A 25,615-nucleotide genomic window follows, 5' to 3' on the forward strand; every position below is an offset into this window, starting at 1 on the left:
TCGATGACGCGATCAAGAATCACCGCATCGATAATTTCCGGAGGACTCGTTGCGACTGCACTACTTTGCTCGCCGGCAATCGCGTCGGCCGACCACAGCGAGTTCACACCGCTTCCATTGACATATTCGTTGGGAAGGAACAACACCCTTCCTTGTAGCGGACAACTCACGGGCTACGTCCAAACGCCGCACGACCGTCCAGGCATTGCAGTCGTTTCAGTCTCCTGGACTTCCTTTTTCGACAGCCCGTGTTCGATCACCGCCTACGTCAATTATTCGAACCGCGACACTCGCACCGGTGGAACGAGAGCAATCGACTTGACGCACATCTCTGACGGATCCGGTTCGCTGCGGGGTGAATCGAGCCGCCAGATATCCATTGAGGTCGGGGCGGGCAACGCGGGCCTCAATCTGACCAGCGAATCGCTCACATCAACCTTGATCGATCCGGGCGCGTCTACCGTGCGGTTCGTAGTTGCATGAAGTAGTGCGCCGCCTACGGGGAAGTCCTCGCCAAGGGCGCCACGCGAATCACGCGCTTCCTCACCGGAGCCGAATCCCTTGCCGACGAACTCGATTCGTTACGGCGTCTGGAAGAGTGGCTAAAGCGACACCGCCCGATGACGCTCAGTCTTCCGGGCCGAAAATTCGCCTTCGCACAGCCAGCAACTGAATCTCCGGACGCTCAGCGACCGCTCGCTCACAATGATCGAGAACATCGTGCAGGTGATCGACGGACGAACTGACCACACCGACGCCCACGAGCGCACGACGCAGGCGTCCCTGCTCCCCCGCCTCCGCTGCACTCACACCGAATCGACGGAGTTCCGTCAGGATCGGCGACAGCATCGAACGCTTTTCCTTGAGTGAGTGGACATCGCCGAAAAGGATGTCGAACTCCAGTGCCCCTACAAACATTTTCCCCCTAGACAGAGCCGAATGGACTCTCTCGGACTTGTATGTTCAAGTCCGAGAGAGTCCATGTCAGCTAGTACTCACGTGCGTCCGCCCCAACGCCCGTGTCGACATAATCAGTCGCGCGGCTTCTCGCGAAGCTCGTAGCACTCGAGAACGTCACCGATCTTGATATCGGAATAGGTGACGGTCAAACCACATTCATAGCCTTCGCGAACCTCGGTAGCGTCTTCCTTCTCCCGCTTGAGCGAGGAGATGGTAACCGTCTCGGCGATGACCTTGCTGTCGCGGATGAGACGTGCCTTGGCGTTGCGACGGATGCTGCCCGACGTGACCAAGCAACCGGCAATGTTGCCGATCTTGGACGAACGGAACATGGCGCGGATCTCTGCCTTGCCCAGCTCGACCTCTTCGTACACCGGCTTGAGCAGACCCTTGAGTGCCTTCTCGACCTCGTCGATGGCCTGGTAGATCACCGAGTAGTAGCGAATGTCGACGCCCTCGCGGTTCGCCAGCTCCGTTGCCTTGCCTTCGGCGCGGACGTTGAAGCCGATGATGATCGCATTGGACGCAGCAGCCAGGTTGACGTTGGTCTCCGTGATGCCACCGACACCGCGGTCGATGACGCGCAACTGCACCTCGTCGTCGATCGGAATTCCGAGGAGAGCCTCTTCGAGGGCCTCCACGGTTCCCGAGTTGTCACCCTTGAGGATCAAGTTCAGCTGTGAATGTTCCTTCAGAGCTGCATCGAGATCGTCGAGGCTGATGCGCTTACGACTCTTCGCTGCAAGCGCGTTGCGCTTACGTGCGTTGCGACGGTCCGCGATCTGACGAGCGATACGGTCCTCGTCGACCACGAGCAGGTTGTCGCCTGCACCGGGGACCGACGTGAAGCCGATGACCTGGACCGGACGTGAAGGCAGTGCCTCGTGGACGTCCTGACCGTGCTCGTCCACCATGCGGCGGACGCGGCCGTAAGCATCACCGGCAACGATCGAGTCGCCGACCCGCAGCGTTCCGCGCTGAATGAGCACGGTAGCGACGGGGCCGCGGCCACGGTCGAGGTGCGCCTCGATGGCAACACCCTGAGCGTCCATGTCCGGGTTGGCGCGCAGATCCAGGGAAGCGTCGGCCGTCAACAGCACTGCTTCGAGCAGTGCGTCGATGTTGAGACCCTGCTTCGCCGAGATGTCGACGAACATGGTGTCTCCGCCGTATTCCTCGGCCACCAGTCCGTACTCGGTGAGCTGCTGCCGGATCTTGTCCGGGTTCGCGCCTTCCTTGTCGATCTTGTTCACCGCGACCACGATCGGCACGTCGGCCGCCTGGGCGTGGTTGATCGCTTCCACCGTCTGCGGCATGACGCCGTCGTCGGCTGCGACAACAAGGATCGCGAGGTCGGTGGCCTTGGCACCACGAGCACGCATGGCCGTGAAGGCCTCGTGACCCGGGGTGTCGATGAACGTCACGAGACGCTCGTTGCCCTCGAGCTCGGTCAGCACCTGGTAGGCACCGATGTGCTGCGTGATGCCGCCGGCTTCGCCCTCACGGACATTCGCCTTACGGATCACGTCGAGCAGACGGGTCTTACCGTGGTCGACGTGGCCCATGACGGTGACCACAGGCGGACGGGACTCGAGGTCCTCTTCTCCGCCGGCGTCCTCGCCGTAGGTGAGGTCGAAGCTGTCGAGCAGCTCGCGATCCTCGTCCTCCGGGCTGACGACCTGCACGACGTAGTTCATTTCGCCGCCGAGCAGCTCCAGCGTCTCGTCGTTGACCGACTGAGTTGCCGTGACCATCTCACCGAGGTTGAACAACGCCTGCACGAGTGCTGCGGGGTTCGCGTCGATCTTGTCCGCGAAGTCCGACAGAGATGCGCCGCGAGCAAGACGGATGGTCTCGCCGTTGCCGCGTGGCAGCCTGACGCCGCCGACTGCGGGAGCCTGCATGCTTTCGTACTCGGCGCGCTTCGCCCGCTTCGACTTACGTCCACGGCGAACTGCTCCGCCGGGACGACCGAATGCACCTGCCGCTGCGCCGCGCTGACCGGGACGGCCACCGCCGCCGGGACGACCGCGGAATCCACCGGCCGGAGCTGCTCCACCGGGAGCACCTGCACCGGCACCGGCGCCGGGAGCGCCGCCACCGCGGTATCCACCGCCGCCGCCACCCGGGCGACCACCGGGAGCGCCACCGGGACGACCCGGACGTCCGCCGCCACCGGGCGCGGGACGAGCGGAACGAGCAGGCATTGCACCCGGGTTCGGGCGAGGAGGCATGGAGCCGGGGCTGGGACGGGGTCCGCCCTGACCTGCAGGCGGACGGGGTCCACCCTGGCCGGGAGCCGGACGGGGACCGCCCTGACCGGGAGCCGGACGAGGTCCACCCTGACCGGGAGCCGGACGGGGACCGCCCTGACCCGGAGCCGGACGAGAACCGCCCTGACCTGCGCCCGGACGCGGTGCGCCGGGAGCCGGACGAGGTGCCGGACGCTCGGCGGGTGCCGAGGAGTACGGGTTGTTACCGACGCGAGGTGCCTTCGGTCCCGGACGCGGTCCGCCGGGCTTTGCGCCGGTGGACGGTGCGGCCGGAGCCGCGGGGGCTGCCGGTGCCGACGCTGCGGGAGCAGCCGGAGCCGGACGTGCCGGCTGTGCTGGTTTCGGAGCGTTGAACGTCGGGGTGGGGACCGGCGCTGACGGTGCTGCCGGAGCAGCGGCTGCGGGAGCCGCGGGGGCTGCCGGGGCCGGAGCTGCGGGAGCAGCCGGTGCGGGTGCGGCCGGCTTGGGGCCGGGACGCGGTGCGCCAGGCTTTGCAGCCGACGGCGACGGTGCGCCGGGCTTTGCCGCGGGGCGAGCCGCCGGAGCGGCTGCGCCGGTCTCGGACTTGGTTTCTGCTCCGCCTGCCGACGGGAATGACTCCCGCAGACGACGGGCGACGGGCGCCTCCACTGTGGATGACGCAGACTTCACGAACTCGCCTTGCTCCTTGAGCGTTGCGAGTAGTTCCTTGCTGGTGACACCGAGTTCTTTAGCCAACTCGTGCACGCGGGCCTTGCCTGCCACTGCTCTCCTCACTGATGAGGTCGAGCAGGAGGCATCCCACAGATGTGGGTCCCGCACGACCTCGGGTTATCGCCGATGGACGTTCATCGTTGGTGCTTCACGGTGTGCTCATGAGTGCTTGTGCCTGTTCTTCTCGAGAGGTACTGCTTTTGTGTGAACTGCGTCGACCAGCTGGTCGACAGCGGACGTGTCCAGATTTCCGGACACTCGCAGTGCTCTGCTGAATGCTCGGCGCCGCTCTGCCAGGCTCAGACAACTCGGATCCAGGTGCAGCCATGCACCTCGACCGGGGAGTCTTCGCGATACGTCGGGGACGAGCGGGGAACCCTCCGGCCCCTGCTCACCAACCACGACCCTCAACAGATCGACAGCCGACCCTTGTTCCCTGCATCCCACACACGTTCTGACCGGCGAACCGGGTTTCACGCGCGCAGAATCCGAGGACTCACGTCGAACCATTGTCCACTCTACCGCCGAACCGTCTCGATCACTGCATTCCACCGTTATCCGTTGGACGTGGCGGGCCGGTCGGACGCGTCGCCAACGGGTGCCGCATCGCTACGAATGTCGATACGCCAACCCGTCAACCGCGCAGCCAGGCGGGCATTTTGACCCTCTTTTCCGATGGCCAACGAAAGCTGGAAATCGGGCACGATGACACGGGCCGCACGAGCCTCGCGATCGACGACAGTGACGGAGACCACTTTCGACGGGGAAAGTGCGTTGCCCACAAACGTCGCGGGATCTTCGTCGAAGTCGATGATGTCGATCTTCTCCCCCGCGAGTTCGCTCATGACGTTGCGGACGCGCTGACCCATCGGGCCGATGCATGCACCCTTTGCGTTGAGCCCCTGCACACGTGAGGCAACGGCGATCTTGGAACGATGCCCCGCTTCGCGCGCGACGTTGATGATCTCGACGCTGCCGTCCGCAATCTCTGGAACCTCGAGTGCGAACAACTTGCGAACCAGGTTCGGGTGGGTCCGCGAGAGGGTGATCTGTGGGCCGCGGGCTCCGCGAGCAACCCCGACGACGTAGCACTTGATGCGCTCACCGTGCTCGTAGTTCTCGCCGGGAACCTGTTCTGCAGGCGGCAACAATCCTTCGGCGCCATTGGATTCGCTGCCGATTCGGACGACGACCATTCCGCGGGAATTCGCACGCGTGTCACGCTGAATGACACCGCCGACGATTTCACCCTCGTGGGTCGAGAACTCACCGAAACTGCGCTCGTGCTCGGCGTCGCGCAGACGCTGCAGGATGACCTGGCGTGCGGTGGTGGCCGCGATGCGTCCGAATCCCTCGGGAGTGTCGTCCCACTCCTCACCGATCATGTTGCCGTCGGCATCGGTGTCGTGCGCCATCACTCGCACCGAACCGGTCTTGATGTTGACATCGATCCGAGCGTTCTGCTTGTGCCCCTCGGTGTGGCGGTACGCCGTCAGCAGCGCGGTCTGGATCGTGGCGATCACAGTTTCGATCGAGACACCTTTTTCGGCTTCGATCGCTCGCAACGCTGCAATGTCGATATTCACTTGTCGAACCCTTCTTCGTTTCCTACGTCTTCTAATTCTGCTTCGTCGTCTTCGACACTGTCCACGCCCGAGTCCTCGGTGAGGTCAACCGCATCGGAGGGAACTGCGCGCCCCTCCGGGATGCCGCCCGCGAGTTCCAACTCCGCCTCACTGGGCTTCGAGAACTCCACCTGAACTACAGCCTTCTGAACGTCGCCCAGTGCAATCTCGCGCACGGTCAGTCCGCCACGGCCACCGATGACAACTGCCACGGAATCGCCGTTCAACGTTCCGATACGGCCCACCACGGTCTCGCCGGCCAGATCGATTCGCGCTTTACGTCCGCGAGCCCGACGCCAGTGACGATCGAGCGTCAGTGGGCGATCGATTCCCGGAGAGGTCACCTCGAGGGTGTACGGCGTTTCACCGATTTCCTCGAGGGTGTCGAAAAGTTCCGAAACGAGTCTGCTGATCTCCGCGGCGGCATCGAGCTCGATCCCGGCATCGCTGTCGACCATGATGCGCACCGCGCTGTGCTTGCCCGCACTGGTCACGACAACGTCTTCGACGTCGTAACCCTGGGCGTGCACGAGTTCGGAGATCAGCTCGATCACCCTCTCCCTGGATGGCACCGGCATCTCGCGAACTCCTCATTTCAGTTGTCGTCGATTGTCCGACTTGTGTCGACTGTCGACGTGGGCGGCTGCGAGCATGAAAAGACACCAGGTGCCACATGCTGCAAGCATCCAAGAGTACCGCTCATTGCGCGTCTCCGTGACCAGAGTGCCCGACGCACGTCACACTTGAACACGTCACGCGGATTCGAACGATCGGCCGACCACCTGGCACGATGGACTGGTGCTGACGCCCATGACTACTACCCCACTCTCCCGGCGGAGTGCGCTCAAGATGACGGGAACCGCAGCAGCGTTGGGCGCTGCGGCCTTCTCGTTGTCCGCCTGCACCGACAACGGCACAGCGGAGGCGGCTGCAGAAGTCGACCAGCTGACGGCCCAAGCCGATCGAGCCCGCTCCGACGCGGCAGCCGCAACCGCCGCCATCGCTCTCGCGCCGGACAAGTCGGCATCACTGACCACGATCAGCGCCGAACGCACAGCGCATGCACTCGAACTCGACGCCGAGATTGCGCGAGCAGCGGGCAGCGGCGCCTCTGCGACCACAGCGCCCCCGTCGACCTCGGTCGCAAACGCTCCTACGGGCGTCGAAACCTTGAGTACCTCGCTGGCCGATTCGGCGCGCAGTGCCGCGGATCTCGCTCGGACGATGTCCGGCTATCGCGCGGGCCTGCTCGGTTCGATCAGCGCGTCGTGCTCGACTCAGGTTGCGGTGTTGCTTCCGTGATCACTTCGCACACCCGTCGATCCGAGAGTTCTGCCTTGCTGACCGCAATCGAATCAGAGAATGCCGCGATCTTCGCTTACGGAGTGGTTGCCGCGTTTTCGAATCCTGCCCGTGTCAACGAGGTTGCCACGCACACAGCAGCGCACCGCGCACGACGTGATGCGCTGGTTGCCCTGTCGACCGACGCGGGCGTGACCCCGCCGACAGCCGCGGCAGCCTACGAAGTCCCGTTTCCGGTGACGGACGCCGTTTCCGCGGCACAGCTGGCAGCACAGATCGAATCCGACACCGCCGTGACCTACCGGGCATTCGTCGAACAGGTCGATACCGACCAACTCCGCACGTTCGGAATCGACGGCCTGACCGATGCGGCAATCCGCGGCGCCGGATGGCGGTCCGCGCTGGGAACCGCTCCGGCCACCTCAGCGTTCCCGGGGGACCCGACTTCGTAACTGCTGTGCGCCTTTATTAACCGCCGGCGGTTAATAAAGGCGCACAGCAGTGCTCAGCTTTTGCGATGCGAGGGCACGAACCACGCCGCGACCACGGCCACCAACACGAAGCAACCGCCGACGCGCAGTGCAGGTGTCAGCGCATCTCCGTACCCGAGTGGCGTGAGGGCACCGCCGGCGGCAAGGAAGACTGCAGTGAGAACCGCGATTCCCAGTGCAACACCGATCTCACGAAGCGTCGAGTTGGTCGAACTGGCCGTTCCGTGATCAGGCTCGTCCATGTCGACGAGTACCGCCGTCGAGCTCGGCGCGAAGGTCAGGCCCATGCCGATGCCCGCCATCAGTAGAGCCGGAACCAGCGACCCGTACGTCACGTCGGGACCGATCAACGCTGCCAACCAGAACAATGCTCCGGCCTGGAGCAACAGACCGGTCAGCAGAAGCGAACGGAGCCCGACCTTCGGCGCCAGAAAACCGGCGAGAGGCGCGAAGATCATCGGCGCTGCCGTCCACGGAAGCGTCCGCAGGCCTGCTTGGAACGGGCTGTAGCCCATCACGATCTGGAGGTACTGCGAGAGCAGGAACACCGCCCCGAAGATTCCGATCGAGAAGGTCAAGCCGATGACGTTCGCCATCGAGAAGCTGCGTGAGCGGAACAGACGTAGGGGCATGACCGGATGCGAGGTCTTCATCTCGCGAAAAACGAACAGTGCCAACGCGACTGCGGAACCGACCAACGACGCAACTACTCCAAGCGATCCCCAGCCGTCGTCGTTGCCGTGAACGATCCCCCACACCGCCAGGAACACACCGAGTCCGGCGAGTGCGACACCGGGAAGGTCGAGAGGTTGTGTGCGACCGGTCGATTCACGCAACGCATACAACGCGAGAGGAACAGCGACGATCGCAACCGGCACGTTGATCCAGAAGATCCCCTGCCACGAGAACCCGTCGACTACCGCTCCACCGACCACGGGACCCATCGCGATCCCCAGGCCGGAGACGCCACCCCACACGCCGATTGCCATGGCACGCTTGGCTTCCGGTACCGCTGCCACGAGGAGAGTGAGTGAGAGCGGCATGATCGCGGCAGCGCCGGCGCCCTGAAAGGCTCGGGCCGCGATGAGCAGGCTTGGTGTCGTCGACAACGCCGAAGCAATCGACGCCGCCGTGAACAGCCCGATCCCGAATACGAACATCTTGCGGCGCCCCCACCGATCGCCGAGCGTCGTCGCCGAAAGCATCAGCGTCGCAAAGCAGAGCGTGTACGCATTCATGAACCACTGAAGTTGCCCGACGGACGCATTCAGCTCCTTCTCGATCACCGGCAGCGCGCTCGTCATCACGAGGTTGTCGAGGGTGGCCATGAACATGGGCAGAGAGGCAGCAACCATCGCTATCGCGATCGGAACCTTACGTCCTCCACTGCTTTCCGACCCGGATGCGGCGTCCGATCCGGACTTCGTCAAAACGGTCATCGTGATTCCTCGAGTGAAGGTGCCTTAAGGCATCGAATGATTACTTAGGTCGAAACTAAGCTATCCGGTGATAACGTGTCAACATGTCGATCGGTGCAGCTGAACCACGTACCCGCAGGATGAGCGCACCGGAACGTCGCGCGTTGGTCCTTGCCGCGGCAACGCGAGCATTCGCAAAGGGTGGATACTCGGGGACCAGTACGGACGCCGTCGCCAAGGAAGCCGGTGTCTCGCAGCCCTACGTCGTGCGCATGTTCGGAACCAAGGCAGATTTGTTCCACGCAGTGTTCACGCGCGCGCTCGACGAAATCGTCCGCACCTTCAACGACAAATTGGATACGGTCACGATCGATCCGAGCAATCCGCAGTTCTGGGCCGAACTCGGATCCGCCTACGGCGAGCTGGTTCTCGACCGAGATCTACTGCTTGTCATGTTGCACGGCTTCGCCACCAGCACCGATGATGTCGCCGCCGTCTCCCGGAACGCCATGTCCGGCATCTACACCTTGCTGCGCGAGCGCACCGGTTGCACACCCGAGCAAGCGCGTTTGTTCATCGCGAACGGGATGCTGATCAACAATCTGCTCGCAATGATGGCGCCCGAACACGCCGAAGAAGATCCAGCCCTCGGCGAGCTCTGGGGCAGCGTCTTCAGCGACTCGACTGCGATCACGCTCACCGGCGACGAATCCTCGAGCGAAACCGACACCGATTCCTGACCGGTCACTGGGAAAAACTACACACATGTGACTGAGGACACCCTACAGTCGATCCGACATGTCTCCGGGAAACCCAGACGAAAAGGACCGACGTTGGATCTCGCACAACGCCTCGACGCGCTCGAACAGATCGAGGAAATCAAGAAGCTCAAGCACGGCTACTGGCGAGCATGTGATGCCAAGGATCCAGTTGGGTTCCGCAACAGCTTCATCCGTTCCGGAGCGTCGATCGACTACGGCCGCCTCGGCGCCTTCGACGACGCGGGGCCGATGGCGGACATCTTCGAGAAGATCGCTCTTCGCAAGGTCGACGGCCGGTACGCGGTCCTCGACATGCATCACGGATCGCATCCCGACATCACACTGACCTCGGAGACGTCGGCGGTGGGGCGATGGGCTCTGCAGTTCCGCCAGATCGACACCGTCGGGCGCACCGAGAAGTTGATGACCGGCGAATACGACGACAAGTACGTGATCGAGGACGGTATGTGGAAAATGAGTCAATGCCATTTCACGGAGACGTGGTCGATCACCACTCCCCTTTCCCCGGACGCTGACATCGCCGAGGGTTCGTTGGGTGGGCCGCGATGACGACGAACGGAAAAGTTGCGCTCGTAACCGGTGCCAGCCGGAGCGTCGGCAAGGGCATTGCCCTCGCGCTGGGAAGCGACGGATGGACGGTGTACGTGACGGCCCGAGGAACCGTCGGCGACGACGGCCCACTCGATCGCACCGCAGCCGAGATCACCGAGCGCGGTGGTCACGGCATTGCCGTGCAGTGCGATCACGCCGACGATCAACAGATCGTCGACCTGTTTGCACGCATCGCCGAGGAACAGTCAGGCCGCCTCGATCTTCTGGTCAACAACGTCTGGGCAAACCCGGCGGGTTATGCAGGCTTCGCCGATCCGTTCTGGAAGAGGCCGATCGACGATTGGGATTCGCTGATCGGAATCGGACTGCGCGCCCACTACGTTGCTTCGGTGGAAGCGGCGAAGTTGATGGTTCCCCGGGGCAGTGGAGTGATCGGCAACATCTCGTCGTTCGGCACCCGCGGGTACCTGCACTCTGTGCTGTACGGGATGTCGAAGGCAGGTTTGGACAAGATGGCCGCGGACATGGCTGTCGAATTGAAGGGGACCGGCGTCACCGCACTTTCCTTCTGGCTCGGGTTGATCCGCAACGAGCGGATGGAGGCGAGTGGGATCGAGAGCTTCGAAGGCTTCTCACTGGCCGAGGCCGAAACCCCGGAATTCGTCGGCCAAGTCATCACTGCATTGGCCAACGATCCAGAAGTGAACGCGCGCAGCGGTCACACACTGATCACCGCCGAGACGGCCGTCGAGTACGGAATCACCGACGCCAACGGGAAACAACCGGCGTCACACCGCAGTGCCTTCGGTGGCGGCCCGCTTTTCTGATTCATCAGTAGCAGTGGTCGCGTCGCGTGCCGGCACAGCACGCGGCGCTGCCACTCGCGCCTTCAGGGCAAGCCAGGCACACCCGATGACGACGACACCGCCGGCCACGATCGAGGGTGACAACGTCTCACCGAGTATCAGCGCCGACCAGGCAATGCTGAGCACCGGTTGAACCAACTGTGTTTGGCTCACAGTGGAAATGGGACCGATCGCCAGACCCCGGTACCAAGGAAAGAACCCGAGAAACATACTCACGCATCCCAGGTAGGCAAACGAAAGCCACGAATTCACATCGGCAGAGACCGGAGCCTGGGCCATGGACGCCACCGTCAACGCAATCGTGACCGGCAGTCCGAGAATCAATGCCCAGGCAATCGTCTGCCACGACCCGATCTCGCGGGCCAGCAACGCACCTTCCGAATATGCCAGCGCTGCACACACCACCGCGGCGAACAGAAGAAGATCAGCGAGATGAAACGAGCCGAGTCCGCCGTTTGCAATCGCCACGAACCCTACGACCGATACCGCGCCGGCGGCGCTTGCCCACCAGAATCCCTTACTGGGACGCTCTTTTCCTCGGACGACCGCAAATACCGCGGTCGCAGCGGGAAGTAGCCCGATCACGACTGCCGCGTGACTCGCCGGCGATGTCTGCAACGCAAACGTGGTGAACAGTGAAAACCCCAGTACCGCACCAACAGTCACGAGTGCGATGCGCAACCACTGCCGAAGCGTCGGAAGCGTCGCGCGAGTAACCGACAGCATCACAATCGCAAGGGCCCCGGCAACGACGGCGCGGCCCGCACCGACGAACAGGGGGTCGAGATCCGCGACGGCGACCCTCGTGAGCGGAACGGTGAACGAGAACGCCAGCACACCGAGCAAGCCCCACCACAAACCGGATCGAGACGATGGCATCGGTAGCGGTTCCTGCGGCGCGACGATAGCGCTACTCTTCATTCTCATGTTTTACGATAGCAGTAGCACGCCAACCAGCGAAACTGGTATTTCAGGTGCGCACCCGTGTGCAGGAGATAGAAATTGCTCCGAGCAGTCCGACGAGCGCGAAAGCGTAGAAGCCCCACGGCACGGCGTAACCCGCACCCAGGAGGACTCCGCCCAGGATCGGGCCACAGATCGCACCGACCCGGCCGACACCTGCCGACCATCCGAGCGCGGTCGCGCGAATCTGAGGTGGGTGATTGGCGCTCGTGAAGGCGTAGACCAGTACCTGCGCACCGAACACGAAGCATCCGGCGAGGAAGACCATCACGTAGATTCCGAACGACACCTTCACACTCAGAAGCGCCAGGAACAGTGCAGCTCCGGCGAACCACACGATGGCTGCAGTCCGCGGGCCGATCTTGTTCGCGACGCCCCCGGCGATCAACAGCCCGACGACGGCGCCGGCATTGAGGATCAGAAGGAACGTCAACGACGCCCCGAGGTTGTAACCGGCCTCACGCATGATCGTCGGAAGCCACATGTTCAATCCGTAGACGAGCAGCAAGCCCATGAAACTGGTGATCCAGATGGCGATGCTGTTGCGCAAGAACTTCGAAGAGAACAGTGCGCGAACGGGATTGGCGGCTTCGGCGCGCTCAACTTCGGACGTGGGCGCAATCTCGAGTTCGACTCCGTAACGGGCAGCGATTTCCTCGGCTTCGGCACGCTTTCCGTGAGCGAGAAGGTACGACGGGGATTCCGGCAGATACCGCAACATGAGTGGAATCAGGGCGACGGCAGGAAGTGCGCCCACAACGAACATCGCTCGCCAACCGAAAGGTTCGATCACGACGAGCGCCAGCGCGGCGGTGGCAACGGCGCCGACGTGGTAGCCGGTCATCAGCATGGTCGACGCAGATCCACCGCCTTGTTTCTTCGAGAATTCGTTGACCAGAGCCAATGCCGTCGGTAGGGCGCCACCCAGCCCCACACCGGCAAGGAAGCGCAGCAGCCCGAAGATGAACGGATTGGGCGCAATTGCGCACAACAGAGTCAGAATCGAGAATGCGGCAACGGCGTACAGCAGCGCGCGGCGTCGACCGATGACGTCAGTGAGAGTGCCGATGACGAGGGCGCCGATGGTCATGCCGATGAGCCCGAAGGTCGAGATCATCGTAATCGTGCCGGTACTCAAACCCCACGCGTCGTAGTCGAGAAGCGAAGGAATGACCGCGCCGAGTACGACCAGGTCGAATCCGTCCAGAAGCACAGCGATCCAACACAACGGTGCTACCCACATTGCGGCACGCGCCCCAGGCGAACCGGTGATTGAACTCGACTGCGTATGTGCGGTCATCGGATCCTCGACATTCACTGCTTGTGGGCGTTCGCGACCGGTTGGGATCCAGTAGTTCGGATCGAAACGTGTTCGCATTGCGAACGACTGTTCATAATGAGCACATCGATTGTGTACGGAGTCACAACGCCATGTCAAACGTCGCGGTAATCTCGAGGAATGGCACTCTCCGAAAATGAGCGTGAACAGTTCCTGGCCGAACCCCACATCGGGGCGCTGTCCGTGGCGGACGGCACCGAGCGCGGTCCGTTGACCGTCCCGATCTGGTACCTGTACTCACCCGGTGGCAAACCATGGATCCTCACGGGCAAGGATTCGCGAAAGGCACGACTCATCGAGTCGGCCGGGCATTTCTCGTTGATGGCCGAAAGGCTCGATCCGACAATCCGTTACGTCAGCGTCAGCGGATCCGTCGACAAGATCGTTCCGGGCACCGACGAGATGCTGGTCGAAGTCTCGCGGCGTTACCTGGCCCCGGACAAGGTCGACGGGTATCTCGAATTCGCGCGATCGCAGTTGGGCGAACAGGTAGCGATCTACATGAATCCGCAGCACTGGCTGTCTGCCGATCTCGGGGCGATCTGACAATTCTCAGAAAAGCGAAGGCTCGGCGCGCCGGAGTGGCGCGCCGAGCCTGACCTGCATGTGGAGGGCTCTATGTCAGCTCTCGGTGAAGAAACGCACCCGATTGAGTCGATGACCGCTCGCCTCGAAGCCGAACAATGCGATGGCCGGTTCCCCGCACACGATGACGCTCGCCGTCACGGTGCGACCGGCAACCAGCATCTTGCTCTTCGTCACGCCGGTGAGCAGAGCGTTGACATCAGCGTTGGACAACTGCGTCCCCGCCGGAAGCTCGACGGGTACCGGCGGCGTTCGGCCGACAGCGGCCGCATCGAGGAACCGCGACGCTGCCTTCTTGCCTTTGTCTCCGACGCCGAAGATGCCGCGCGAGAACCCGAGCGCCCCGCCGATCCCCTGGTTCGAGAGCAACTGCGGCGTCAACTTCGCGGCCGCCTTCACCCCCGCCACACCAGCAGTCGCGAGCTGGCTCAACATCGTCGCCAATTCCCAATGCGCGTAGAGGGTTCCGATCCGCAAGGAATCGGGCTCCCCCACCAAGTCGTAGCGCAAGTGCATCGGAACGTCGAGAACGACTCCGGTCGACATCTCGGTAGCGAGGCTCAGATCGCGCCACACCGTCCGGCCGCACACGATGTCGCGCTCAACATGGAAGGTGATCGAATTGGGGGCGATGAACGTGTCGTAGAAACTCTCGATCGCCGCCTGACCGTTGTGCGGACGTGAACCTACAGGGTCGTTGACCTGTCCGTCGCCGGCAAACAGGGCCACCCAGGTCGAGCGGTCATGCGCGCCGACGGCTTTCGGGGATCCCTCCACGACGGCCATCAACTGCTCGCGCGTCACCGGCGCGGTCATGCGCGCATCTCGTATGCACCGTCGTACGCCTTGACCTGCTGCCACACCCGGTCGAAGCGTTCACTGTCGACAACAGGCTTTCGCACCGCGGCCAGGGCCCACTTCTGCTGCTCGGGTGTCGACGACGGCTTTCCGTGCAGTGCGATCGCGTATCCCGAGAAGTCACGAATCTGGAAGTCGAAGATCTGATCGACAACGTCGGCGTCGAGCCCGCTGATCTCGGCCTGTTCGAGAATCAGATGACCGTAGACGACGAGAGAGAACAGGTGCCCGACGTTGAGCATGAAATCGAGATCCTTCTGCTGCTGCGCGTCCGGCGCTGCAGCAGTGAGCAATTCGGTGAGCGCGATCGCCTGCTCGTAAAAACGGGCGACGTTCGGAATCGAAGAGTGCTTCTCGTAGACGGGCTTCCACTCGTGGAACTGGATCTTCGCAGCGCCGCGGGTAGGCCCCTGGTTCCAGAAGAACTCGTCGTCGGCGGCGTCGTCGCGCGTGACGATCTCCGGGAACTGCGCCGAGTTGAACAGATAGTTCGGCAAGAACTTGAGAATCAGGCCGACGTTGACGTGGACGGTGCCCTCGAGCTTGGGCAGCGTGCCGATCATCTGCGCTGCTTCGCGGAAGTACGTGGACTTCTCGTATCCCTTGGCTGCGATCACATCGTGCAGCAACCCGACCACCTTCTCACCTTCGGAGGTGACCTTGGCCTTGGTCATGGGATTGAACAGCAGGTAGCGACGGTCCTCGAGGCTGGCGCTGCGGAAGTAGTCGACCGCCCGCGCACTGAACTGCTTCATCGCGATCAGACGTGAGTACGCGTCGACGAAGGCGGCGCGAACGTGGGCGAAGTCCGTGACGGGATTGCCGTACAGAATTCGATTCTGCGCGTGAGTGATTGCCTCGAAGAACGCATGCTCGGTGATGCCGATGGAGCCGGTGCAGAGGTTGAACTTTCCGACGTTGACCGTGTTGAGCGCGGCCTCGAATGCGGCGACGCCGGTGTGCAGAATGTCTTCCTCGCGCACCGGGTAATCGTCGAGGCGGAAATTGCTGACATACATCTGCCCGCGCAGGACGTTGTCCACGAGCTGATAGTTCGGATGTGCACTGTCGGCGACGAAGAACACGTAGCCTTCGGGGCCCTCGACGTCGGTACGACGCCCGAACACAGACACCATTCCGGCTACGTTGCCGTTTCCGATGTAGTACTTCTCGCCGCTCGCGAGGAAGGCGACGTCGCCGTCGGTGGGAGTGAGGAGCATGTCGGTGGAGTACACGTCGGCGCCGTGGTCGCGCTCGGACAGCCCGAACGCCATGACACCACCGTCGGCAAGTTCCTGCGCTGCACGCTTCTTCGCAGCGTCGTTGTCACTCATCCAGATCGGTCCGAGTCCGAGGATCGTGACCTGCCAGGCGTACCAGTACGCCAGCCCGTAGAAACCGAAGATCTCGCTCAGAGCTGCGTTGCGGGCACCGTCCCAACGACGGTTCTCGTCACCGTCGGCGAATGCCGCCGGAGTCTGGAACGTCGCGAACAACTTCTCCTTGCCGACGAATTCGAGAAAGTCGGAGACCCACACGGCGTCGAGGTCGTCCTGAAGAAGTTGCTTCTTGCCGCGGCTCTCGAACCATTCGATGGTGGCTCGCAGCAAACGGCGGGTCTCCGGATCGAACTGAGCGGGGTCGTAAGTATGGGGGTTGAAGAGCAATCCATCGGTGCCAGACACGTCATTACCTTTCGTCGATGACGCTAAACTACCAGCGGGTAACTTTCCGCGGTGCGATTCATGGAAGACCTGCGATTCTTCGCGAATGCCACAGGTCCATCGGATTCCACGTGCCGGCCCGAGCGCGCGTGATCGGGTAGCACGCCAACCCGAGCAACAACGCAGACATGTGGCCGATGGCGGTGAAATTGGTGGCGAAAATCAGAGGTACACCATAGAAGAGCAGCAACCCCGCGAGATAGATGTATCGCCACGGATCGACGATGCGGTACACCAGAATCCCCATGATGCCGGCCAGACCGTAGCTCACTCCCACGTCGAGAGTGTTGACCGCCGACTCCGCCACGTATCCGTGCCGAATACCTTCGTACAGAACACCTTCGCTGATGTACGTGGCTCCGACGTGGGCAATGACGACAACACACAACCACCGCCACGTCCCGAGCCAACGCTCAGCCGTTGCATGAAAGATGGTGAAGAGAACCAGGTATCCCAACCAACCGCCACCTTCGAGCCAGAAGGCACTCGAGAACAGGACTCGTAGCGGGTCTTCGGCCAGGTGATGCAGATTGGTCGAGCGCTTGCCGAGAAAACGCTCCTCGACATTGTCAGGCAGATGCCGCAGGAACAGTGTGGTGAACAGCAGGGCCAGCAACCAGACGTAGGTACCGGGAGCACTGCGCACCCATCGCCATGCCGCCTTTGCTGCCCCCAGCATCCTCACCGCTTCGAGTCTGCGCTCACTCGTTCACTACTGCAACGGCAAACCCGTCCCATCCCTTCGAACCCACGGTTTGAATGGCGGTGCCGTCGAGTTTCGGCTCGGCCGCGATCATCTCCAACACCGCTCGACTCGCTTTGACGCGCTCGTCGTCGATATCCGGGTTGGACACATGTCCCCCACGCACCACGTTGTCCACGATGATGACGGTTCCGGGATGCGAAAGGGCCAACGCCCACCGCACGTACTCGGTGTTGTTCTCCTTGTCGGCGTCGATGAAGACCAAGTCGAAAGGTCCCAACTCTTCTTTCGCGATCAACGGGAGACTGTCGAGCGCAGCGCCGACGCGGATGTCGACACGGTCAGCCAGTTCGGCACGCTCGATATTCGCCCGAGCGACATCCGCATGGGTGGGATCGAATTCCAGCGTGATGACCTGGCCCGAGGGACCGACCGCGCGAGCGAGCCAGATCGTGCTGTATCCGCCGAGCGTTCCGATCTCGAGAACATTGCGCGCCAAGCACATTCGCGCCAGAAGGTTGAGGAGCTTGCCCTGGTTCGGCGCCACGTCGATGGGCGGGAGACCTGCCTCGGAATTGGCGGCGAGTGCCGCGTCGAGAACCGGATCTTCACCTACCAACGTGGAAACGAGATAGCCGTCGACTTCTGCCCAATCCGGTTCGCGTTCCATAGCCACGATTGTGGCAGAAAAGAAGGGCCGCCGCAGACACCTCGGAAGGTGACTGCGGCGGCCCGGACAGCTATTCGAATCAGCCGCGAACTGCGGCGATGATCTCCTCGATCGCTGAATTGGCGTCGATCTCACGGCTCTCGCCGGTGAAGCGGTCGCGAATCTCGACCTTGCCGTCGGCCCAACCACGGCCGACGACAACGATCAGCGGAACACCGATCAGCTCGGAGTCCTTGAACTTCACGCCCGGCGATGCCTTGCGGTCGTCGAGGATCACTTCGAGTCCCGCGCGGTCGAGCTGCGCGGCGAGGCCTTCGGCGCCTTCGCGAGCGGTCTCGTCCTTGTTCGCAATGACGAGGTAAACGTCGGCCGGTGAGACCTCAGCGGGCCAACGCAGACCCTTCTCGTCATGGTGCTGCTCGGCAATGACGGCCACCAGACGCGAGACGCCGACGCCGTACGAACCCATGGTCGGGCGGACGGGCTTGCCGTTCTCGGCGAGGACGTCGACGGTGAAGACGTCGGTGTACTTGCGGCCGAGTTGGAAGACGTGCCCGATCTCGATACCGCGAGCCGAGACCAGCGTGCCGGCTCCATCGGGAGAGGCGTCGCCGTCACGAACCTCGGCGGCTTCGATGGTTCCGTCAGGGGTGAAGTCGCGACCGGCAACGAGGCCGACCACGTGCTTGCCGTCTTCGTCGGCGCCGGTGATCCAGCTGGTGCCGTCGACGACGCGCGGGTCGACAAGGTAGCGAACTCCGTTGGCCTGCAGCGCCTTCGGGCCGATATAACCCTTGGCCAGGAACGGGTTGTTCTTGAAGTCGGTCTCGGTGATCATCACGAACTCGGCCGGCTCCAGCGAAGCCTCGAGGCGCTTTTCGTCGACCTCACGGTCGCCGGGGATGCCGATGCCGAGAAGTTCCCATTCGCCGCCGGGCAGGCGGGTCTTGACCATGATGTTCTTGAGAGTGTCGGCGGCGGTCACGGTACGGCCGAGATCAGCGCCGTTCGCCCAGTCCACCAGGGTGTCGATGGTGGGTGTGTTCGCGGTGTCGTACACCTTGGCTTCGGGCAGCCCGTCAAACGGAATCGAGTCGGGAACGACAGTCTTGACGGCCTCGACGTTGGCGGCGTAGCCGGATTCGAGGCAGCGCACGTAGGTGTCTTCGCCGATCTCGCTCTCGGCAAGGAACTCCTCGGACGCGCTGCCGCCCATCGCACCGGAGGTCGCCGAGACGATGACGTACTTGACGCCCAGACGCGTGAAGATCTTCTCGTAGGCACCGCGATGCGCCTGGTACGACTCCGTCAGGCCTTCGTCGGTCAGGTCGAAGGAGTAGGAATCCTTCATGAGGAACTCGCGGCCACGCAGAATGCCGGCACGCGGACGCTCTTCGTCGCGGTACTTGGTCTGCACCTGGTACAGGGTGACCGGGAAGTCCTTGTAGGAGTTGTACTCACCCTTGACCGTCAGAGCAAAGAGCTCCTCGTGGGTCGGGCCGAGCATGTAGTCGTTGCCCTTGCGGTCCTTGAGGCGGAACAGGTTGGGGCCGTACTCGGTCCAGCGGTTCGACGCTTCGTAGGGATCGCGCGGGAGCAGCGCAGGCAGCAGGATTTCCTGTCCGCCAATTGCATTCATTTCTTCGCGGACAACACGCTCAACCTCGCGCAGCACCCGCAATCCCAGCGGCAACCACGAGTAGACGCCTGGAGCGATACGACGCACGTAGCCGGCACGAACCAGCAGTTTGTGGCTGGCAACTTCGGCGTCCGAGGGATCGTCACGCAGGGTACGCAGGAACAGGTGGGACAGACGGGTAATCACGAGGTGTAAGGATAGTCGCCGCAGTCGGCCGAGCGGGCCTCGGTACGGTTACAGCGTGCTTGTACTGCTGCCTCCCTCAGAAACCAAGTCCGACGGCGGCAAGGATGCGCCCCTCGATCTGGCCGAACTGTCGATGCCCCAGTTGACCGAAACGCGCGAATTGCTGGTTCAGACGCTGGTCGATCTAGCCGCTGACGTCGAGGCGTCATGCGAAGCGCTCGGGCTCGGCCCGACGCAAGCAGACGAAGTGGAGCGCAATGCCAAGCTGTGGGTGTCCGCGACGCGGCCCGCACTGCAGCGCTACACCGGCGTGCTCTTCGACGCCCTCGACGCAAAGTCGTTCACCCGCGCCCAGAAGGCCAAGGCTCTCGATCGGATCGCGATCGGCTCCGCTCTGTTCGGTGCAGTCCGTGCGGGAGATCTGATCCCCGCCTACCGCCTTTCCGGCGGGTCCAAGCTGCCCGGGATGGGCACGCTCCGCTCACTGTGGAAGCCGGAGTTGCCGAAGGCCTTGGCGGCCGAAGCCGACGGCCTTGTCATCGATCTACGGTCCGGCACCTACCAAGACCTCGGACCGGTTCCAGACGCACTGATCGCAACGGTCCTCACCGAGAAGCCGGACGGCACCCGCACTGTCGTCAGTCACTTCAACAAGCACCACAAGGGTCTGCTCGCCCGTGCGCTGGTGGTCTCGCGTGCCGAACCGACCGACATCAAGGGTGTCGCGCGGGTGGCGTCGAAGGCCGGCCTGCGGGTGGAAATCGCGTCGGAGCGTGAACTGATCATCCTGACGGATTGATGGCTTCGTCTGTCAAGTGCCGCAGAAGGTTTGGAACGTCTCGCTGAAAGACCGCGGAGCCGCCTCGGTGTAGTCAGCCCACTCGTCGCGTCGGTCGAATGGATGCGTGACAACCTCCAGCAGCTTCTCGAATGGAGCGAGGTCGCCGTCGGTCGCGGCGCGCAGGGCAGCGTCGAGCCGATGATTACGCGGAATGTACAGCGGGTTGACGCGATCCATCGCGCTCGCGGTCTCCGCGGCCCCTTGTCCGTTTTCGGTCAGGGCTCCCTGCCACCGCTGCAACCAGGGCGCGATGTGCTCCCGTGGCACGAGTTGGTCGAGAGGCGCCGAATTTCCGCGCAATTCGTCTGCGAGTGCGCGGAAACTGCCTGTCCAATCAGCTCCGTGTTCCGCCAACAACGTCAGCAGATCGTCGACGAGCGCCCGATCGACAAACGGCTGGGCCAGACCGATCTTTGCCGCGAGACCGGCCGCATAGTGTCCCTCGTAGCGCTCGTCGAAGGTCTCGAGAACTGCCGACGCCGCGGAAATCGCATTGTCGGGTGCGGAATCGATCAGCGGCAACAGTGTTTCTGCCAAGCGCGCCAGATTCCACTTCAGTACAGCGGGCTGATTGCCGAACGCATAGCGGCCCCCGTGGTCGATCGAGCTGAACACTGCCGCCGGATCGAATGCGTCGAGGAAGGCGCACGGACCGTAATCGATGGTCTCTCCCGAAATTGTCGTGTTGTCGGTGTTCATGACCCCGTGCACGAAACCGATGAGCATCCACCTCGCCACCAGTGACGCCTGCGCCTCGACGACCGCCTCGAGGAACCTCAGATAGCGATTGTGTGTACCCGTTGACGGAAGTTCGGTCAGCTCCGGGTAGTGCCGGGCGATCGCGTAGTCGGTGAGCGGCTGCAAGACCTCGCCCTGCCGGGCCGCGAACTCGAAGGTCCCAACGCGTAGGTGACTCGACGCGATCCGTGCAAGCACGGCACCGGGTTCTGCGCCGTTGCGGCGAACGTCTCGGCCCGTCGCCACCACCGACAGCGCGCGCGTAGTGGGGACACCGAGGGCATTCATCGCCTCGCTGACGAGATATTCGCGCAGCATCGGCCCTACGACCGCATACCCGTCGCCGCCCCGAGAGAACGGTGTGCGCCCGGAGCCTTTCAGATGCAAGTCCACTCGCTGCCCGGCACTGCTGACGAGTTCGCCGAGTAACAACGCCCGACCGTCTCCGAGAATTGGTGCATACCCACCGAACTGATGACCCGCATACGCCATCGCCACCGGTGTGGCCCCGTCCGGCACCGTCGACCCGGACAGGACGCCGATCCCGTCCACACTTCGCAGCGCTGCTACGTCCAATCTCAACGACGCAGCCAGCTGCTCGTTCACCACGAGCAACTGCGGGTCAGGGGCGGCAGCACCTTGCCACGGCACCGTCAGAGCGCCGAGTTCGTCGGCGAACGTGCTCTCGAGGCCGGCCACGATGGTGACCGTGTCTGCTGTGGATTCCTGGAATGCGGCCATCACACGAGAGTAGTCACCGTGCGACAACCTATCGATCAGCCCTGATCGATGTACGACTCGAGCTGATCGCGTTCGCTCTTGAGCTCGTCGATGCGGCTCTTCACCACGTCACCGATACTGACGATGCCGAGGAGGTTGCCGTCCTCGATCACCGGCAGATGCCGGATTCGACGCTCGGTCATGATCGCGGCAATGCTGTCCACTGCGTCTGCCGGAACGCACGTGTACATCAGAGCGGTCATGACCTCGGAAACCTGGATCCCGAGAAGGTCCGGGCCACGCTCGTGCAGGCGTCGAACGACATCGCGTTCGGAAATGATGCCGACCACCGCATCGTCGTCGACCACCACCATGGCTCCGATGTTGTGGCGGGCAAGATCGCACAGCAGCCCGTTGACCGTCGTGTGGGCGTCGATCGTGACGATGCTGTTGCCCTTGTTTCGCAATATGTCCGCGATCCGCATCACGGCACTCCGATCCGTCGAGACTCTCGGCACGTCCTGCAACGATCGTATCGGCTAGCGAAGCGGAAAAACAGGACTGATCAGGCGATTCCCTGAGCTGCCTTCTCCGCAGCCTGAGCCTGGGCTACCTGAGAAGGTGTGAACCTGATGCACAGCGCCGCGATACCGGCGAACACGGCGCAGACCGCGCAGCCCACAAGTGCGAAGGTGTACCCCTCTCCGAGTGCAATCAATTGCGCCGGATTCATGTCCGCTGCCTTGCCCGAAGTGCCGCCGAGCGAGAGCGTCTTGGACGTCGCCATTGCACCGATCACCGACAGCGCCAATGGTCCACCGAGCGTCTGGGCAACTTGGGAGATTGCGGTCAGCGGGCCGATCTCGGTCTCCGGGACACCGGCGATCGCGCACAGTGGCAAGGGCACCATCGCGAGGCCGATACCGAATCCGATCCCGATCACGGGCACGAACAAGTTGGCCAGGTAGGTGGAGTCGGAATCGAGAGTAGAGCCGTAGAGGAGTCCGACGATCATGATCACGACGCCGGTGAGGACCAGCCAGCGGGGTTGAACCTTCACGGCGAGCTTGGAAGCAACCGACGCGGCGGCGCCCAATCCGAACGCGAACGGAATGAACGCGATACCGGCACGCAACGGCGAATACTGCATGATGTCCTGCACGAACAGTGCGACGAAGGCCGTCATGCTGAACATCGCGCCACCGACGAAGAAGATGGCGAGGAACGTCGCGACACGGTTGCGATCGGCGAACAACGAGAAGGGCAAGAGCGGGTTGTCTGCAGTTCGCTCGACAAAGAGGAAGGCGGCGAGGGCGACCAATCCGGCCGCCAATGCACCGATGACGGCGATGCTCCCCCATCCCATTTCCGGGCCTTCGGTGAGAGCAAAAACAACACCGGTACAACCGAGGGTCGCGAGGATCGCGCCGGGGACATCCAAAGCCAGACGCGTCTGATTCGTCTCGCGAAGGGCGCGGAACGCCATGCCGACGAGCGCGATGCCGATCGGGACGTTGATGAGGAAGATCAGACGCCACGACACCTCGGTCAATGCGCCGCCGATGATCAGACCGGCGATCGATCCGACGCCCGTCATGGCGGCAAAAATCGCGATGGCCTGATTACGAGCCGGACCCGCGGCGAAAGTCGTGGCAACAAGGGCGAAGGCAGTGGGCGACGCCACGGCTGCGCCGACACCTTGAAGCGCCCGCGCTGCGATCAACATGCCCTCGTTCAGGGCGAGTCCACAGAGCAACGACGCCACCGTGAACAGCGAGACTCCCGCGATGAACATCTTCTTGCGTCCGAACGCGTCGCCGAGCCGACCACCGAGGAGCATGAGCCCACCAAACGCAAGCGCGTAGGAGGTCAACACCCAGTTGCGGCCGCTGTCGCTCAGCCCGAGGTCGGCCTGCAATGGCGCCAGAGCGAGGTTCGCGACAGTACCGTCGAGCACCACCATCATCTGCAAACCACTCAGGACGATGATGGCAAGCCCGATGACTCGAGTCGCTACCGGGGCATTCGCCGAAGCGGTTTCAGATGTTGGGGAGTCAGACACAAGACTTCACGTTACCCAGCGTCGACGGAAAAGCCCGCGACCGGCCCGATCACGATGATCGCCGGAGGCTTGATCTCCTCGTCCTTGACGCGCTGAGCAACGGTCGCCAGATCGGCCCGAAGTTCACGCTGAGTGCGCAGCGTGCCCTCTTGGATGACGGTGACCGGCGTGGTTGCCGGGCGTCCACCGTCGACGAGTGCCTTCGCGAACTGATCGATGCGCTCGACCGCCATGAGCAGCACGATCGTGCCGCGCAACTTGGCCAGCGCCGACCAGTCGACCAGCGAATCCGGATGATCCGGAGCCACGTGCCCACTGACGACGACGAACTCGTGGGTGACCCCGCGGTGGGTGACCGGGATGCCTGCGGCCGACGGGACCGAGATCGCGCTCGTGATTCCGGGCACTACGGTCACCGGAACGCCGGCAGCGGCACACGCTTCGAGTTCTTCGTATCCCCGTCCGAAGACGTACGGGTCCCCGCCCTTGAGGCGGACCACGAACTTGCCTGCCTTCGCGTTGTCAATCAGCGCGGCGTTGATGGCCTCCTGAGCCATGGCACGGCCGTACGGGATCTTCGCGGCGTCGATCACCTCTACGTCCGGACCCAGTTCGGCGAGCAACTCCGGCGGAGCCAATCGGTCGGCCACGACGACGTCGGCGCGGGCGAGCAAACGGCGTCCGCGCACGGTGATCAGATCGGGATCACCGGGGCCACCACCGACGAGAGCAACACCCGCAGCGGCAGGCTCGGCCGTATCGGCGAGCACGCCCGACTGAAGACCTTCGACGACGGCGGTGCGGACCGCTGCCGAACGACGGTGATCGCCGCCCGCCAGAATTCCGATGCTCATACCGTCGTACTCGGCGCTGGCGGGAGTGACGGCGGTGCCGTGCTTCGCGTTGTCGGCGCGCACGCAGAAGATGTGGCGACGCTCCGCTTCGGCGACGATCGCCGCATTGGTTTCCGGCTCGTCGGTCGAGGCGATGGCGTACCACGCACCTTCGAGGTCGCCGTCGGCGTACGGACGCTCTTCGACCGTGATCTGACCGGCAGTGGCCATACCTTCGACGGCTGGAGTGAACGCGCGACTGATGACGTGAACGCGGGCACCAGAGGCGACCAGCAGTCCGAGTCGGCGCTGAGCCACAGTGCCGCCACCGAACACGACCACGCGTCGATCGGTCAGGTTGAGGCCGACCAGGTAGTTGGTCTCGTCTGCGGTGGACTCGCTCACTCGCACTCCGTTTCGTTGTCAGAATTGGTCAAGCTGGAGGGAACTTTACGGGCCGCGGCCACGGTCACTCCATCCCTGGCAGTCTTGGCCAGCACAAGTCGGCCGCCCCCGGACGCAAGGATCGCAGCCGCTTCCGCGACGCTTGCCGTTCCGACGGCGTTCTCGACGCGAGGCGATGGTGACGGAACTTGAACTCGCGCAAGTACGTCCGGGGCGAAACTCACAATCGGGACGTTCAGTTCATGGGCCGCTGTCAGAAGAGCCGAAGACTCAGCTTTTGCCGCCACAGTGGCGAGTACCACGATCTTCCCTTGCGCGGCGGGCACAGCCTTCACCGCAGCGACGATGTCCTTCGCGGTGACACTCGTCGTGAATCCCACGCCGATA

General features: G+C 63.1%; 25 protein-coding genes. 7 read left to right on the forward strand and 18 right to left on the reverse strand.

The features are described from left to right. Window positions 1-627 precede the first annotated feature (627 nt). The 5 genes from ABH939_RS07115 to rimP form a co-directional block, all read right to left on the reverse strand. The gene (locus ABH939_RS07115) at window positions 628-918 is read right to left on the reverse strand and encodes a DUF503 domain-containing protein (protein ID WP_003942205.1); all 291 of its coding nucleotides are present in this window, start codon (window positions 916-918) and stop codon (window positions 628-630) included. 113 nt (window positions 919-1,031) lie between these two features. Continuing rightward, window positions 1,032-3,977 carry a translation initiation factor IF-2 gene (gene infB, locus ABH939_RS07120; protein ID WP_030535614.1) on the reverse strand — a complete coding sequence of 982 codons (2,946 nt, stop codon included), beginning with the start codon at window positions 3,975-3,977 and terminating at the stop codon, window positions 1,032-1,034. Window positions 3,978-4,085: 108 nt separating this feature from the next. Then, a complete protein-coding gene (locus tag ABH939_RS07125; protein WP_019748063.1) occupies window positions 4,086-4,436 on the reverse strand; it encodes a YlxR family protein in 351 nt (116 codons plus the stop codon). Between the two features lie 44 nt (window positions 4,437-4,480). After that, a complete protein-coding gene (gene nusA / locus ABH939_RS07130) occupies window positions 4,481-5,512 on the reverse strand; it encodes a transcription termination factor NusA (RefSeq protein WP_404649506.1) in 1,032 nt (343 codons plus the stop codon). Next, window positions 5,509-6,129 (reverse strand): ribosome maturation factor RimP, encoded by a 621-nt coding sequence (gene rimP, locus ABH939_RS07135; RefSeq protein ID WP_054188571.1) that lies wholly within the window; start codon window positions 6,127-6,129, stop codon window positions 5,509-5,511. Before rimP ends, nusA begins: the two co-directional genes overlap by 4 nt. A 271-nt stretch (window positions 6,130-6,400) precedes the next feature. Here rimP and ABH939_RS07140 point away from each other — a divergent pair, with 271 nt between their 5' ends. Together ABH939_RS07140 and ABH939_RS07145 are read left to right on the forward strand one after the other, a co-directional pair. Further along, window positions 6,401-6,853 (forward strand): hypothetical protein, encoded by a 453-nt coding sequence (locus ABH939_RS07140; RefSeq protein ID WP_007735037.1) that lies wholly within the window; start codon window positions 6,401-6,403, stop codon window positions 6,851-6,853. Beyond that, window positions 6,850-7,305 (forward strand): ferritin-like domain-containing protein, encoded by a 456-nt coding sequence (locus tag ABH939_RS07145; RefSeq protein WP_333836228.1) that lies wholly within the window; start codon window positions 6,850-6,852, stop codon window positions 7,303-7,305. The genes ABH939_RS07140 and ABH939_RS07145 overlap by 4 nt, the downstream gene beginning before the upstream one ends. Window positions 7,306-7,358: 53 nt before the next feature. Here the strand turns inward: ABH939_RS07145 and ABH939_RS07150 are convergent, their stop codons facing one another. After that, complete coding sequence (locus ABH939_RS07150) at window positions 7,359-8,783, reverse strand: MFS transporter (protein WP_404649508.1); 1,425 nt, start codon at window positions 8,781-8,783, stop codon at window positions 7,359-7,361. A gap of 83 nt (window positions 8,784-8,866) precedes the next feature. Between ABH939_RS07150 and ABH939_RS07155 the strand changes: the two genes are divergently transcribed. The 3 genes from ABH939_RS07155 (at window position 8,867) to ABH939_RS07165 (ending at window position 10,923) form a co-directional block, all read left to right on the forward strand. Next, entirely contained in the window at window positions 8,867-9,502 is a 636-nt protein-coding gene (locus tag ABH939_RS07155; protein WP_003942694.1) for a TetR/AcrR family transcriptional regulator, read from the forward strand. Window positions 9,503-9,595: 93 nt separating this feature from the next. Then, a complete protein-coding gene (locus ABH939_RS07160) occupies window positions 9,596-10,093 on the forward strand; it encodes a nuclear transport factor 2 family protein (RefSeq protein ID WP_161121019.1) in 498 nt (165 codons plus the stop codon). Continuing rightward, window positions 10,090-10,923, forward strand: coding sequence for an SDR family NAD(P)-dependent oxidoreductase (locus ABH939_RS07165; RefSeq protein ID WP_003942723.1), 834 nt, complete (start codon window positions 10,090-10,092; stop codon window positions 10,921-10,923). Before ABH939_RS07160 ends, ABH939_RS07165 begins: the two co-directional genes overlap by 4 nt. Here the strand turns inward: ABH939_RS07165 and ABH939_RS07170 are convergent. Together ABH939_RS07170 and ABH939_RS07175 are read right to left on the reverse strand one after the other, a co-directional pair. Continuing rightward, entirely contained in the window at window positions 10,885-11,841 is a 957-nt protein-coding gene (locus tag ABH939_RS07170; protein ID WP_007735024.1) for a DMT family transporter, read from the reverse strand. The genes ABH939_RS07165 and ABH939_RS07170 overlap by 39 nt on opposite strands. Before the next feature lie 91 nt (window positions 11,842-11,932). Beyond that, window positions 11,933-13,225: an MFS transporter gene (locus ABH939_RS07175; RefSeq protein ID WP_404649509.1), complete on the reverse strand. Its 1,293-nt coding sequence runs from the start codon at window positions 13,223-13,225 to the stop codon at window positions 11,933-11,935. Between the two features lie 159 nt (window positions 13,226-13,384). Between ABH939_RS07175 and ABH939_RS07180 the strand changes: the two genes are divergently transcribed. Then, window positions 13,385-13,810 carry a pyridoxamine 5'-phosphate oxidase family protein gene (locus ABH939_RS07180; protein ID WP_003942732.1) on the forward strand — a complete coding sequence of 142 codons (426 nt, stop codon included), beginning with the start codon at window positions 13,385-13,387 and terminating at the stop codon, window positions 13,808-13,810. A gap of 75 nt (window positions 13,811-13,885) precedes the next feature. Here ABH939_RS07180 and ABH939_RS07185 read toward each other — a convergent pair whose 3' ends face one another. The 5 genes from ABH939_RS07185 to ABH939_RS07205 form a co-directional block, all read right to left on the reverse strand. Further along, window positions 13,886-14,665 carry a nuclear transport factor 2 family protein gene (locus tag ABH939_RS07185; protein WP_030535621.1) on the reverse strand — a complete coding sequence of 260 codons (780 nt, stop codon included), beginning with the start codon at window positions 14,663-14,665 and terminating at the stop codon, window positions 13,886-13,888. Continuing rightward, window positions 14,662-16,392, reverse strand: coding sequence for an acyl-CoA dehydrogenase family protein (locus ABH939_RS07190; RefSeq protein ID WP_161121022.1), 1,731 nt, complete (start codon window positions 16,390-16,392; stop codon window positions 14,662-14,664). The genes ABH939_RS07185 and ABH939_RS07190 overlap by 4 nt, the downstream gene beginning before the upstream one ends. Before the next feature lie 58 nt (window positions 16,393-16,450). Next, window positions 16,451-17,110, reverse strand: coding sequence for a rhomboid-like protein (locus tag ABH939_RS07195; RefSeq protein WP_007735016.1), 660 nt, complete (start codon window positions 17,108-17,110; stop codon window positions 16,451-16,453). Between the two features lie 22 nt (window positions 17,111-17,132). Then, window positions 17,133-17,804 carry an O-methyltransferase gene (locus ABH939_RS07200; protein ID WP_042450748.1) on the reverse strand — a complete coding sequence of 224 codons (672 nt, stop codon included), beginning with the start codon at window positions 17,802-17,804 and terminating at the stop codon, window positions 17,133-17,135. A 79-nt stretch (window positions 17,805-17,883) separates the two neighbouring features. Then, on the reverse strand, window positions 17,884-19,629 hold the full coding sequence (locus ABH939_RS07205) for a proline--tRNA ligase (RefSeq protein WP_042450750.1): 1,746 nt from the start codon (window positions 19,627-19,629) through the stop codon (window positions 17,884-17,886). A gap of 55 nt (window positions 19,630-19,684) precedes the next feature. On the opposite strand from ABH939_RS07205, the gene yaaA reads away from it, so the two are divergent. Continuing rightward, window positions 19,685-20,428, forward strand: coding sequence for a peroxide stress protein YaaA (gene yaaA / locus ABH939_RS07210; RefSeq protein ID WP_007735009.1), 744 nt, complete (start codon window positions 19,685-19,687; stop codon window positions 20,426-20,428). A 12-nt stretch (window positions 20,429-20,440) separates the two neighbouring features. Here the strand turns inward: yaaA and ABH939_RS07215 are convergent, their stop codons facing one another. The 5 genes from ABH939_RS07215 to ABH939_RS07235 form a co-directional block, all read right to left on the reverse strand. Continuing rightward, window positions 20,441-21,949: a YdiU family protein gene (locus ABH939_RS07215; protein WP_165638318.1), complete on the reverse strand. Its 1,509-nt coding sequence runs from the start codon at window positions 21,947-21,949 to the stop codon at window positions 20,441-20,443. 35 nt (window positions 21,950-21,984) lie between these two features. Next, window positions 21,985-22,413: a CBS domain-containing protein gene (locus tag ABH939_RS07220; RefSeq protein ID WP_007735005.1), complete on the reverse strand. Its 429-nt coding sequence runs from the start codon at window positions 22,411-22,413 to the stop codon at window positions 21,985-21,987. Between the two features lie 80 nt (window positions 22,414-22,493). Continuing rightward, window positions 22,494-23,990 carry an MFS transporter gene (locus ABH939_RS07225; protein ID WP_003942680.1) on the reverse strand — a complete coding sequence of 499 codons (1,497 nt, stop codon included), beginning with the start codon at window positions 23,988-23,990 and terminating at the stop codon, window positions 22,494-22,496. Window positions 23,991-24,001: 11 nt separating this feature from the next. Beyond that, the gene (cobA, locus tag ABH939_RS07230; RefSeq protein WP_007735001.1) at window positions 24,002-25,228 is read right to left on the reverse strand and encodes a uroporphyrinogen-III C-methyltransferase; all 1,227 of its coding nucleotides are present in this window, start codon (window positions 25,226-25,228) and stop codon (window positions 24,002-24,004) included. After that, window positions 25,225-25,608: a cobalamin biosynthesis protein gene (locus ABH939_RS07235; RefSeq protein ID WP_003942729.1), complete on the reverse strand. Its 384-nt coding sequence runs from the start codon at window positions 25,606-25,608 to the stop codon at window positions 25,225-25,227. The genes cobA and ABH939_RS07235 overlap by 4 nt, the downstream gene beginning before the upstream one ends. Between the last annotated feature and the right edge of the window lie 7 nt (window positions 25,609-25,615).

This window comes from Rhodococcus sp. 27YEA6 (genome assembly GCF_044908235.1).
In the GTDB taxonomy this organism is placed as follows: domain Bacteria; phylum Actinomycetota; class Actinomycetes; order Mycobacteriales; family Mycobacteriaceae; genus Rhodococcus_F; species Rhodococcus_F qingshengii.